This window comes from Streptomyces sp. NPDC002004 (assembly GCF_053593975.1).
Window position 1 is genome coordinate 18,445 of record NZ_JBSFDP010000052.1, and the last position, 11,612, is coordinate 30,056.

General features: G+C 72.4%; 12 protein-coding genes. 8 read left to right on the plus strand and 4 right to left on the minus strand.

Annotated elements, in window-relative coordinates; translation table 11 throughout:
* The first annotated feature begins 398 nt into the window (after nt 1-398).
* Entirely contained in the window at nt 399-1,238 is an 840-nt protein-coding gene (locus ACWCP6_RS35110) for a DeoR/GlpR family DNA-binding transcription regulator (RefSeq protein ID WP_450936696.1), read from the plus strand.
* A gap of 108 nt (nt 1,239-1,346) precedes the next feature.
* Nucleotides 1,347-1,826, plus strand: a complete 480-nt coding sequence (locus ACWCP6_RS35115) for an SRPBCC family protein (protein ID WP_450936697.1) — start codon at nt 1,347-1,349, stop codon at nt 1,824-1,826.
* A gap of 63 nt (nt 1,827-1,889) precedes the next feature.
* Here the strand turns inward: ACWCP6_RS35115 and ACWCP6_RS35120 are convergent, their stop codons facing one another.
* The gene (locus ACWCP6_RS35120; RefSeq protein ID WP_450936698.1) at nt 1,890-3,023 is read right to left on the minus strand and encodes a PLP-dependent cysteine synthase family protein; all 1,134 of its coding nucleotides are present in this window, start codon (nt 3,021-3,023) and stop codon (nt 1,890-1,892) included.
* A 528-nt stretch (nt 3,024-3,551) separates the two neighbouring features.
* Between ACWCP6_RS35120 and ACWCP6_RS35125 the strand changes: the two genes are divergently transcribed.
* Both ACWCP6_RS35125 and ACWCP6_RS35130 read left to right on the plus strand, forming a co-directional pair.
* Nucleotides 3,552-3,875 carry a hypothetical protein gene (locus tag ACWCP6_RS35125; RefSeq protein WP_450936699.1) on the plus strand — a complete coding sequence of 108 codons (324 nt, stop codon included), beginning with the start codon at nt 3,552-3,554 and terminating at the stop codon, nt 3,873-3,875.
* A 345-nt stretch (nt 3,876-4,220) separates the two neighbouring features.
* The gene (locus tag ACWCP6_RS35130; protein WP_450936700.1) at nt 4,221-4,745 is read left to right on the plus strand and encodes an ATP-binding protein; all 525 of its coding nucleotides are present in this window, start codon (nt 4,221-4,223) and stop codon (nt 4,743-4,745) included.
* A 110-nt stretch (nt 4,746-4,855) separates the two neighbouring features.
* Here the strand turns inward: ACWCP6_RS35130 and ACWCP6_RS35135 are convergent, their stop codons facing one another.
* The 3 genes from ACWCP6_RS35135 to ACWCP6_RS35145 are packed head-to-tail and all read right to left on the minus strand — an operon-like array spanning nt 4,856 to nt 8,522.
* On the minus strand, nt 4,856-7,417 hold the full coding sequence (locus ACWCP6_RS35135; protein WP_450936701.1) for an ABC transporter permease: 2,562 nt from the start codon (nt 7,415-7,417) through the stop codon (nt 4,856-4,858).
* A complete protein-coding gene (locus tag ACWCP6_RS35140; RefSeq protein WP_450936702.1) occupies nt 7,414-8,241 on the minus strand; it encodes an ABC transporter ATP-binding protein in 828 nt (275 codons plus the stop codon). Before ACWCP6_RS35140 ends, ACWCP6_RS35135 begins: the two co-directional genes overlap by 4 nt.
* On the minus strand, nt 8,238-8,522 hold the full coding sequence (locus tag ACWCP6_RS35145; RefSeq protein WP_450936703.1) for an SHOCT domain-containing protein: 285 nt from the start codon (nt 8,520-8,522) through the stop codon (nt 8,238-8,240). Before ACWCP6_RS35145 ends, ACWCP6_RS35140 begins: the two co-directional genes overlap by 4 nt.
* A gap of 247 nt (nt 8,523-8,769) precedes the next feature.
* On the opposite strand from ACWCP6_RS35145, the gene ACWCP6_RS35150 reads away from it, so the two are divergent.
* The 4 genes from ACWCP6_RS35150 to ACWCP6_RS35165 all read left to right on the plus strand — a co-directional run bounded on the left by ACWCP6_RS35150 (nt 8,770) and on the right by ACWCP6_RS35165 (nt 11,404).
* On the plus strand, nt 8,770-9,366 hold the full coding sequence (locus ACWCP6_RS35150) for a TetR/AcrR family transcriptional regulator (RefSeq protein ID WP_450936704.1): 597 nt from the start codon (nt 8,770-8,772) through the stop codon (nt 9,364-9,366).
* Nucleotides 9,367-9,483: 117 nt separating this feature from the next.
* Nucleotides 9,484-9,924 carry a (R)-mandelonitrile lyase gene (locus ACWCP6_RS35155; RefSeq protein ID WP_450936705.1) on the plus strand — a complete coding sequence of 147 codons (441 nt, stop codon included), beginning with the start codon at nt 9,484-9,486 and terminating at the stop codon, nt 9,922-9,924.
* Entirely contained in the window at nt 9,900-10,484 is a 585-nt protein-coding gene (locus ACWCP6_RS35160) for a DUF4865 family protein (RefSeq protein WP_450936706.1), read from the plus strand. The genes ACWCP6_RS35155 and ACWCP6_RS35160 overlap by 25 nt, the downstream gene beginning before the upstream one ends.
* Entirely contained in the window at nt 10,481-11,404 is a 924-nt protein-coding gene (locus tag ACWCP6_RS35165) for a phosphotriesterase family protein (RefSeq protein ID WP_450936707.1), read from the plus strand. Before ACWCP6_RS35160 ends, ACWCP6_RS35165 begins: the two co-directional genes overlap by 4 nt.
* Nucleotides 11,405-11,612: the final 208 nt, after the last annotated feature.

Consider the following 11,612-nt stretch of genomic DNA (forward strand, 5'->3'; position numbering starts at 1 on the left):
GGGTCGGCGCTGCTCCCCGGGTCGGCGCGGCCGCCCGGGTCCGTACCGTCCGCCGTCGCCGTCCGCCGGCCTTCGTCCGTGCGGCCCGCGTCGTCCGCGAGGCCTTCCCTGGTGACGTGTTCCGTTGCACGCTGCACTGTGGTTCCCCCGCGAAGGCGGACATGTCGTGTGCGGCTCCCAGGATCCCGCTCACGGGAGGCGGTCGACACCCTTCGTGACCCAATCTCCCCGATACGTGTGACCCGTACCCGGGGCGCACCTGACGAGGTACGGGGCTGGCGCGACCGCTGGTCGCACATGCGAGGATGAGACGTCTTCCGGCACGACCCGGCAGGGGATCCCCCTCGCGGGCCGCAGGACGTCCTCGGAACGGACCGATCGAAGGGATCGAAGCGGGCGTGAGTGAGAATCAGAACCTCCTCGCGGAGCAGCGCCGCGCCCTGATTCTCGACGAGGTGCGCCGTCGTGGCGGCGTACGCGTCAATGAACTCACCCGGAAGCTCGGCGTCTCCGACATGACGGTCCGCCGTGATCTCGACGCGCTGGCCAGGCAGGGCGTGCTGGAGAAGGTGCACGGCGGCGCGGTGCCGGTACTGGAGGCGAGCACGCACGAACCGGGCTTCGAGGCCAAGTCGGGCCTGGAGCTGACCGCCAAGGAAGAGATCGCGAAGGCGGCCGCGGCGCTGGTGGCGCCCGGTTCGGCGATCGCGCTGTCCGGCGGTACGACGACATATGCGCTGGCCCACCATCTGGTGGACGTGCCGGATCTGACCGTGGTGACGAATTCGGTGCGCGTCGCCGATGTGTTCCACTCGGCCCAGCGCAGCTCGGGGCAGCGTCAGGGTGCCGCCACGGTGGTGCTGACGGGCGGGGTGCGCACCCCGTCGGATTCACTGGTCGGGCCGGTCGCCGACCAGGCGATCGCCGGTCTCCACTTCGACCTCCTGTTCCTGGGGGTGCACGGCATTTCGGTCGAGGCGGGCCTGTCGACTCCGAATCTGGCCGAGGCGGAGACCAACCGCCGGCTCGTGCAGTCCGCGCGCCGTGTGGTCGTGGTCGCGGACCACACCAAGTGGGGCACGGTCGGGCTGAGCACCTTCGCCGCGCTGGGACAGGTGGACACGCTGGTCACGGACGCGGGGCTGCCCACCGGGGCACGGACGGAGATCTCGGAGCATCTGCGCCGGCTGGTGGTGGCCGGCGAGCCCGAGTACGACGAGGTCACTGAAGACATCTGACGAGCGCGCGGCTATGGTGACCGTGCTCGGTCAACCGCCCGACTCCGCCGGGAGTTCCGGTTTCGTACGGACTCCGACGGTTGCCTCTCCGCCAGGAGGTTCCGTTCCATGGCACGCCGCTTGAGCCCGGTCGGGCTCGATTTCGTCGAAACGGCTCCGCTGCGCCTGGTGTTCGCGCGCGAAGTGGCCGCTCCTTCCAGGGCCGTGTTCCGTGCACTCGCCGAGGACGTGACGGGCTGGCCCGAGTGGTTCTCGGCCGTGACGCTGGCCCGGCCCACCGAGGGCGGCGCGGGCCGCGAGATACGGCTCAGGGGCGGGACCCGCTTCATGGAGACGATCCTCGCGGCCGAGCCCGACGAGGTCTATGCCTACCGGGTCGACACGACCAATGCTCCGGGGCTGCGGGCCCTCGTCGAGGAGTGGCGGCTCACTCCCACCGGGACGGGCACCCGCGTGCAGTGGACGTTCGCCGCGGACGGCGCGGCACCGTTCAGGGCCGCACTGACGCTCGGCCGGTCCGGCCTGGGGCGGGCGTTCCGGGACGCGGTCGCCCGGCTCGACCGGAGACTGGCGGCGACGAAGGCCTGACGTCCGCGCGGGCGGCGGGCCGCCGCCCGCCACCGTTCGCGGCCCCGGGTCACCCGGGCACCGCTACTCCGGCCACACCCCCGTGGCCAGCAGCGTGTCGATGGCCGCCGCGTACGGTGCGATGTCCAGTCCCTGCTCGGCCAGCCAGGCGTCCGAGTAGTACTTGTCCAGGTACCGGTCCCCCGGGTCGCACAGCAGTGTGACGACGCTGCCCGTACGGCCGGCCGCCACCATCTCGGCGACGATCTTCAGCGCGCTCCACAGGCCGGTGCCCGTGGACCCGCCCGCCTTGCGGCCGATCGCCTTCTCCAGGGCGCGCACGGCGGCGACGCTCGCGGCGTCCGGCACCTTCATCATGCGGTCCACGGCGCCGGGCACGAAGCTCGGCTCCATGCGCGGCCGGCCGATGCCCTCGATACGGGAGCCGCAGTCACAGGTGACGTCCGGGTCGCCGGTCGTCCAGCCCTCGAAGAAGCACGAGTTCTCCGGGTCGGCGACACACACCCGGGTGTCGAACTGCATGTAGTGCACATAGCGTGCGATCGTCGCGGACGTGCCGCCGGTGCCCGCCGTGGCGACGATCCACGCGGGCTCCGGGTAGCGCTCCAACTCCATCTGGCGGTAGATCGATTCGGCGATGTTGTTGTTGCCGCGCCAGTCCGTCGCCCGCTCCGCGTAGGTGAACTGGTCCATGTAGTGGCCGCCGGTCTCGACGGCGAGGGCCGCCGACTCCTCGTACATCTTGCGGGAGTCGTCCACGAAGTGGCACTGGCCGCCGTGGAATTCGATGAGCCGGATCTTCTCGGTGCTCGTCGTACGCGGCATCACCGCGATGAAGGGGACGCCGATCAGCTTGGCGAAGTAGGCCTCCGAGACGGCGGTCGACCCGCTGGACGCCTCGATGACGGGCCGGCCGGGTCGGATCCAGCCGTTGCACAGCCCGTACAGGAACAGGGAACGCGCCAGGCGGTGCTTGAGGCTGCCCGTGGGGTGCGTGGACTCGTCCTTCAGATACAGGTCGATGCCCCAGGCCTCCGGCAGCGGAAAACGCAGCAGGTGGGTGTCCGCGGAGCGGTTGGCATCCGCCTGGACCTTCCGCACGGCCTCTTTCAGCCAGCTCCGGTACGCCTCGTCGCTGTGGTCGACGTCGAGCGTGGCCAGGGGTTCGTCGGTGGGGTTCTGTTGTGTGGTGCTCACCGCGCGGCTCCTTCGTATGGTGCCGGAGCCGGTTTCGAGCCCGGCCGGACGCCTCGATGATAAACACCTTCCGCACGCTTCTCACCTGCATAAACACCCCTTTGAGGGACTCAAAGAAGTGCCTGGTGGCGGGTCCGCGGGCGACGGAGCCGGGCGGCCGTGCACCGCACGCCGCCGCATCCGAACCGTGCGCATCCGCCCTGCGTGCCGCCGGGTCCCCGGCGGCCGCACCTCGCCCCGTGTGCCGCCACGTCCGAAACGTCTGCATCTCCCCCCTGCACCACCGCACCCGGAGTGTCTGCATTTCACCCCCGTGCGCCGCCACATCCGAAGGGCCCGGCACCACAACCGGGTGCGCAGCGGAGCCGTCCGCTCCCCCTGCGGTGCGCGCAGTCGGACCGGCCGCTCTCGTCCGGTGCGGGTGCGGTCCTCCGCGTGCGTACTGGTGTCCATCGTCGGCCGGGGGCAGACTGCACGACATACGCCACGCTGACGGGGCGCATCACGACGCAGGAGGGGGCGAGCACCATGGCGGAGCCCGAGTTCACGGCCAAGGGGGTCGGGATCGGCAAGCGGATGCGGTCGCTCACCCGGGCGGGGCAGGTCCGGATCACCGACGGCAGGCTGCAGTTGCTCACCAGTTACGGCAGTGAGATCGACAGCGCGCCGGTCCAGGCGGTCCGCGCCGGCAAACCGTGGTTCGCCTCCGAGGGCCGCGCCAAGGCCGAGGTGAACGGCACCCGTTATGTGCTCCGGCTGGGTACCGACGACCCCGCCCCCGGCAGGTCCGGTCCGCCCGCGGCCCGCAGGTTCATCGAGGCCGTGCGCCGGGCCGGGGGCCGGCGCGCTTGACTGTGGTTGTGGTGAGCCGCCGGCGTGCTCCCGCCCGGCGGTGAGCTCACCGTGGTGCGACGGCGGGGCGGGCGCGGGGAGGCACCGGACCCGCACCGCTCCAGTGGTCCCGCGCGCCGAGGCGACGGCCGGCCCGCCCGCTTGACGACCGCACCTGCGCACGGCACGGCGCGAGTTGCGCGCCCGCAACCCCTGGGTCAGGCTTGTGTCACGTCACTCAGGGTTTACCGGCGATAACGCTGCGAACCAGCCCGCCGGTCATCTCAGCGGGCGGCCGTGCTCCGCAGCCTCCTGCTGGATCCGTTCTCCGTCTTCTTCCGGACCTCAATTCGGGGAGTCGCAGCCGTGATCAGCCAGCCAAGCAGGCACTGCACGGTGGAGCTCCAAGCCCTGCCGTCGCGGATCGGGCAAGTCCGCAGAATCGTATCGGCGCAATTGCGCTACTGGCAGCTCGATCCCTTGATAGACCGGGCCGCACTCGGTGTCACCGAACTGCTCACGAACGTTCACCGGCACGCCCAGCCGGACAAGACGTGCACCGTCGAGATGCAGCTGTTGCTCGACCGGCTCACGGTGTCGGTCTTCGACCGCGATCCCCGGCTCCCCCAGGTGTGCGCAGCCGGGCCGTCCGCCACGTGCGGGCGCGGCCTCGCGCTGATCGCGGCGGTGAGCGAGAGCTGGGGGGCGCGGCCGCGCGGCGACGAGGGCAAGGTCGTCTGGTTCACCCTTCCGGCCCCGTCGCGGACCCGACCACCGCGTACACATTCCGTGTACGGGGCGGCGACCACCGGTCCCTTCACGGAACTGGACGTCACAGCCGACGTCCCGGTGGCCGGACATGCCCCCGCCCGGTCGACCATCGCCGGCTGACCGGGCGGGTGCGCCCCCGTCCCCTCCCTTCCGCTCTGCGTTTTCGTTCTCCGTTTTCGCTTCTCGCACCGGCCCCCGTGCCCGGCGCGCGTACGACGGCGACCGTGTCCCTACTCGGTGGCGATGGCCCGCAGTACGTCCAGCCGTGCCGCCCGGCGCGCCGGGCGCAGTCCGGCGAGGGCTCCCGCCGTGAGGCCGACCAGCGCGACGACGACGAGTCGCGTCGGCGGCAGCGCGAAGGCGAACGAGCTGTCCGATGCGGCGTCGGACGCCTTCACCAGCACCCAGCCCAGGAAGCCGCCGAGCGCAAGACCGCCCGCCGTGCCGAAGGCCGCGATCAGAACGGACTCCCAGCGGACCATGGCCCGCAGCTGCGCCCGTGTCTGGCCGACGGCCCGCAGCAGTCCGAGCTCGCGGGTGCGTTCATGGAGGGCGAGGGTGAGCGTGTTGGCGATGCCGAGCAGCGCGATGAGCACCGCGAGCGCGAGCAGCGCGTAGACCAGCGTGAGCATCATGTCGATGCCCCCGGCCGAGGACTGGGCGTATTCGTCGCGGGTCTGCACCTGCGGATTGCCGTACGCCGCCGCGACCTTGCGGACCGCCGCCTTGCCGTCGGCGGTGCTCACGCCGTCCTTGAAGGTGACCGCGACGACACTGTCGGAGTCCTGCGCACGGTGCGGTTCCCAGGCCTGACGGGTGATGACGTAGTCGCCCGCCAGCTCGGACCGGTCGTACAGCGCCCGGACCGTGAAGGACTGCTCGGCGCCGTCGGGGAAGGCGAGACGGGCGGTGGAACCCAGCCGCAGCCCCTGCTCGTCCGCCTCCTTCCCGGTGATGGCGATGCCGTCGCGGCCGAGCCGGTCGAGCGACCCGCGCACCGTGCCGAGGTCGAACGTCCTGGCGAGCGCGGCGGGATCGGTGACGGTCAGGGCGCGGCCCTGCCCGTCGACCTCGGCGACGCCCCGGCCCAGGCCCACGGCGGTGGCCACTTCGGGCCGCTGCGCGATCGCGGGCGCGAGCTTCGGGCTGAGCCCGCTGCCGCCCGCACCGAACGACGGGGTGCTGACGGCGACATCGCCGGCGAAGGACCGGTCGACGGTCTGGTTCATGGTCGCCTTCAGCGAAGCGCCGAAGACGGTGAACAGAGAGACGACGGCGACCCCGATCATCAGGGCGCCGGCCGTGGCCGCGGTGCGCCGCGGACTGCGCAGCGCGTTGCGCCGGGCGAGGCCGCCGGTCACGCCGCGCAGCCGGTCGAGCGGCCCGCCGAGGACACGGATCGCCGTCGCGGATGCGACCGGTCCGAGCACCACGAAGGCGACGAGGGAAAGCACCGCTCCGGCACCCGCGAGCCAGATCGAGGGGGTGAGAAGGACTCCGGCGAGCGTGAGTCCGACTGCCGCGAGGCCGAGCCCGCCACCGGCGAGGGCCCGGACGCGGGAGGCCCCGGACCGGTCGACGGCCGTCTCGCGCATCGCGGCGAGCGGCGCCGTGCGCCCGGCACGGAGCGCAGGCAGCAGCGCCGAGCCGAGACAGACCAGCACCCCGACGGCGAACGGCAGCAGCATCGACAGGCCGCTGATGACGAGGGAGCCGTCCGGGAAGGGGAAGCCCACGGCGGGGAACAGCGCCTGGAGTCCCGCCGCGATGCCGATGCCCCCGGCGAGTCCGGCGGCGGACGCGACGACGGCGACCGCGCTCGCCTCGATCAGCGTCGACACGGTGACCTGGCGGCGGGAGGCCCCGAGCGCGCGCAGCAGCGCGTTCTCGCGGGTGCGCTGGGCGACGACGATCCCGAACGTGTTGTGGATGGAGAACGTCGCCACGAGCAGCGCGACACCCGAGAAGACCAGCAGGAAGGTCGTGAAGATGTTCAGGAACTGACCGGAGATCATGTCGGTGTTCTCCTGCGCCAGCCGCTGTCCCGTGATCGCCTCGACCCCCTTGGGCAGTACCGGGGTCAGCGCGTCGACGAGGGCCTGCTGATCCGTGCCCGTGTCGGCGCGCACCAGGATGGACGCGGCCTCTCCGGGCTTCGCCGCCAGGTACTTCTCGGCGTCGGCCCGGGTCATGCCGGTGAAGGTGACCTGGGCCATGCCGTCCGCGCCACCGAAGGTGGCCAGGCCGACGATCTTCACCTTCACCGGGTCGGGCGTGCGCAGCGTGGTGGTGTCACCGATCTTCAGACCGCCCTTGTCGGCCGCGCCGCGGTTGACGACGACCTCGCCGGGCCGGGCCGGGGCGCGCCCCTCGGCGAGGTGGTACGCGTTCAGCTCCGGGTCGTCGATCCAGTTGCCCGCGAGGGTGGGCGGTCCCTGGCCGCCGACGGGCCGGCCGTCGGCGCCCACCAGCTGGCCCGCGCCCTGGATGTCCGGGACGGCCGCGGCGACCCCGGGGGTCTTCTCGATCCGGTCGAGCAGGCGCACGTCCACGGGGCGCCGCACCCCTTGGCCCTCCCCCGGCGTGGTGATGGTGTCGGAGCTGCGCACCACCGCGTCGGTGCCGCTGGTGGCGTTGCCGAACATGGTGCCGAAGGCGGCGCGCAGGGTGTCGCCCATGACGAGCGTGCCGGTGAGGAACGCGACACCGAGCAGCACCGCGAGGAACGTACCGGCGAAGCGGCGCCTGTGGGCGCGCAGGGAGGCGATGCTGAGCCGCACCGACGACCTCATGACGGCAACTCCTCGGTGCCGGTGGCATCGAACGCCTTCATCCGGTCGAGGACCTTCTCCGCGGTCGGTTCGGTCATCCGGTCGACCAGACGCCCGTCGGCGAGGAAGACCACCTCGTCGGCATGGGCGGCGGCCACCGGGTCATGGGTGACCATGACGACGGTGCGGTCCATCCGGCGCACCGCACGACCGAGCAGCCGCAGCACCTCCTCGCCGGATCGGGAGTCGAGGTTGCCGGTGGGCTCGTCGGCGAAGACGACGTCGGGCCGCCCGGCGAACGCCCGTGCCACGGCGACGCGTTGCTGCTGTCCGCCGGAGAGCTCGGCGGCCCGGTGCCGCAGCCGGTCCCGCAGTCCGACCACGCCGATCAGCGTGTCGATCCACTCCCGGTCGCCCCGGATGCCCGCGAGGTCCATCGGCAGCGAGATGTTCTCGGCGACCGTCAGTGTCGGTACGAGGTTGAACGCCTGGAAGACGAAGCCGATGCGGTCGCGGCGCAGCAGGGTGAGCCTGCGGTCGTCGAGGCTGCTCAGATCGGTGTCGCCGATCCAGGCGGCGCCGGAGGTGAGGGTGTCGAGGCCTGCCGCGCAGTGCATCAGGGTCGACTTGCCGGAGCCGGAGGGCCCCATGATCGCGGTGAAGCGGCCGGCCGGGAAGCCGATGCTCACCCCGTCCAGGGCCCGCACGGCGGTGTCGCCCTTGCCGTAGACCTTCACGGCGTCGACGACACGGGCTGCCGTGCGGGTCCCGGCGGACGGAGCGTCGGGGCCCGCCGCCGGACCGGTCGCGGCCGGTCCGGTGGGGGTCGTGTCCGTGGCGGTCATGCCGCACCGCCCTTCGAGCGGCCGAACTGCTCGTCGAGGACGGACAGCCGTCGCCAGTACTCGTCCTCGTCGATCTCGCCCGCGGCGAAGCGGCGGCCGAGTACGGCGATCGGTGCGTTGTGGTCGTCCGGGGCGAACGGGCGCCAGGGCCCGCGGCGGCCGCCGCGCCAGGCGGTGCGGCGCAGGACCGTGACGATGCCGAGGACGACGGCCGCCCAGATCAGCGGGAAGAACAGGAACCACGGGCCGGGCCCGCCGTCCCAGTGCGCCAAGGTCTCCATCCGGTCTCATCTCCTCGCAAACGGTGGTCTCGACGGCGGAGGACGATCGCGTCGAGGACGGCCTGTGCCGTGATGCTTCGAGGTTCACCCGGGAACGGGGTCCGAGTCGTCGTACGGCCAGCGGCACTGTGCGTACCACCGCGGGAGTACGCGGGAGCGCGGCGGCTGCTCTCGCCAACGCAGCGCCCGTCCCCCGAGGACTCCGGACCGGATGCTTTCGGCGATCTTGAGTTCTGTACCTACCAGTATGTACAGTGAGGGCATGAGCACCCCGGAACGTCTGATCGAGTCCACCCGCGAGCTGCTCTGGGAGCGCGGCTACGTGGGCACCAGCCCCAAGGCGATCCAGCAGCACGCGGGCGCCGGGCAGGGCAGCATGTACCACCACTTCAAGGGCAAGCCGGATCTGGCGCACGCCGCGATCGCCCGGACCGCCGAGGAGATGCGTGCTACCGCGGACGCAGTACTCGGCGGCACGGGAACGGCGTACGAGCGCATCGCCGCGTATCTGCTGCGCGAGCGCGACGTGCTCCGTGGCTGCCCGGTCGGGCGGCTGACCATGGACCCGGACGTGATCGCCAGCGACGAGCTGCGCACCCCGGTCGCACAGACGCTCGACTGGTTGCGCGACCGGCTCGCGGAGATCGTCCGCGAGGGCGTCTCCGCCGGCGAACTGCCGGCCGGACTCGTCCCGGAGGAGATCGCGGCGACGATCGTCGCGACGGTGCAGGGCGGCTACGTCCTCGCCCGCGCCGACGGGTCACCCACCGCCTTCGACGCGGGCGTACGGGGGTTGCTCGCCCTGCTCCGCCCGGCGTCCGCGTCCGCGTCCGCGACACGCTGAGCCGGCGTACCGCCGGGCCATCGACCCGCCGACGCATCGACTCGCCCACTCACCGATCCGGCGTACCGCCGGCCGACCAGACGCACCGTCCCACCCCGCCGACCGTCGAGGAACCTTGTGCACATCACCCGAAAACGCCCCGACACCCGACCCGGACCGGCCGAGCACTTCACCGGCGCGGTCTGGCTGGACGAGATCGCGGCCCCGGCCGCCCCGTCCCGGCTGCGGATGTTCAACGTCCACTTCGCGCCCGGCGCCCGCACCGCCTGGCACCGGCATCCGCACGGCCAGGTGCTGCACGTCCTCGAGGGCGAGGGTCTGGTGCAGCGCCGGGGCGGGACGCCGGAGGAGGTCCGCGCGGGCGACACCGTGTGGATCGAGCCGGGCGAGTGGCACTGGCACGGCGCCACGCCCGGCACCTTCATGACGCATCTCGCGGTCGTCGAGGCCGCCGACGACGGCACCACGACGGACTGGGCCGGCCATGTCGGCGCCGACGAGTACCCCGCCCGGACTGCCTCAGGAGGTGCCCCGTGCACGCCATGCAGTACCAGCTGACCCTTCCCGCCGACTACGACATGGACATCGTCCGCCGCAGGGTGGCGCGGGTCGGACACCTGCTCGACGACTGGGAGGGGCTCGGCTTCAAGGCGTATCTGATGCGCGAGCGGGGAGTGGACGGCTCTCCGGTCAACCAGTACGGGCCGTTCTACCTGTGGAACACGGTGGAGGGCATGAACTCCTTCCTGTGGGGAGGAGCCTTCCAGGGGCTCGTCGACGACTTCGGACGCCCCGAGGTGCAGCACTGGACAGGCCTGTCGTACGTGGAGGGGAGCGCGGACTCCCCGTCCGTGAGGACCGCGGTACGGCACCGGCAGCAGGTCCCCCAGGGTGTCCCGCTGTCCGAGGTGATGGAGGAGGCGGTGCGGGACGCCGGACGGCTGGCCGCGCAGGGCGGCGCCGTGTGCGCGGCGGCCGTCGTCGATCCGCGCCACTGGGAGCTGGTGCACTTCTCGCTGTGGGACCACGACGCACCCGAGGCCCCCGGCGAGGTGTTCCGGGTCCTGCATCTGTCGGCGCCGGAGCGGGACCTGCTGCCCGGGGGACGGCAGTGGTGAGCGCCGCCCGTACCGTCCGCACGGTCCAGGGCGACGTACCGCCCGAGGCGTTGGGCCCGTGGGACGCCCACGACCACCTCTTCCTCAGCAGTCCGCAGTTGCCCGGTCAGGAGCTGGACGATCCGGTCGCCGCCGAGGCGGAGCTGCGGGCCTTCCGTGCGGCCGGCGGCGCCACCGTGGCGCAGTGGACACCGCACGGCATGGGCCGGCACGCCGGCGAACTGCCGCGCCTGGCGCAGGCCACCGGGGTACGGCTGGTCGCGGCGACCGGCCTGCACCAGGCGGCCCACTACCCGCCGGAGCTGCTCGGCCGGCTGCGCCCCGGCTCCCGTCTCGCGGAGCTCTTCGTGCGTGAACTCGACCACGGCATCGGCGACTCGGGCGTACGAGCCGGGCTGATCAAGGTCGCCGGCGGCTTCCACACGATCGACGCGCACGCGCGGTGGACCATGGACGCGGCGGCCGACGCGCACCGGGCGACCGGGGCGGCGATCGCCGTGCACCTGGAGCTCGGCACGGGCGCACTGGACGTACTCGACCTGCTGTGCGGCGAGTTGGGCGTGGAGCCGGACCGGGTCGTCCTCGGCCACCTCAACCGCTTCCCCGACCCGGACGTGCACCGGCAGGCCGCGGATGCGGGGGCCTACCTCGCCTTCGACGGCCCGTCGAGGGCGCACCACGCCACGGACTGGCGCATGCCGGACGCGATGCGGGACCTGGCCGACGCGGGGTTCGGCGACCGGCTGCTGCTGGGCGGCGACACGACGACCGCCGCTGCCCGGTCGGTGACCGGCGGCCCCGGCATGCCGTATCTGCTGCACCGGGTGCGGCCACGGCTCGAACGCGCCCTCGGCAAGGACCTGGTGGAGCGGATCCTCCTGGTGAATCCCGGCCGGGCCTTCGCGGCGCCCTGGGGCTGAGTTGCCCGTGCACGGGCGCGGCGCGCGTCTGCACCGCGGCCTGTCGTCGCACTGCCCGTCCCGCGTCTCCTGCCCTCCGGGCCGGGGACGGGCGTGCGACGGCAGGCTCTAGGTGTGCTGTCCGGGGACGTTGGTGACGGGCGACATGCGCCTTCGTGGTGCTTGAACGGGTGAGGGCCTTCTGGGTTCGGTGTGGATTGCGACATCT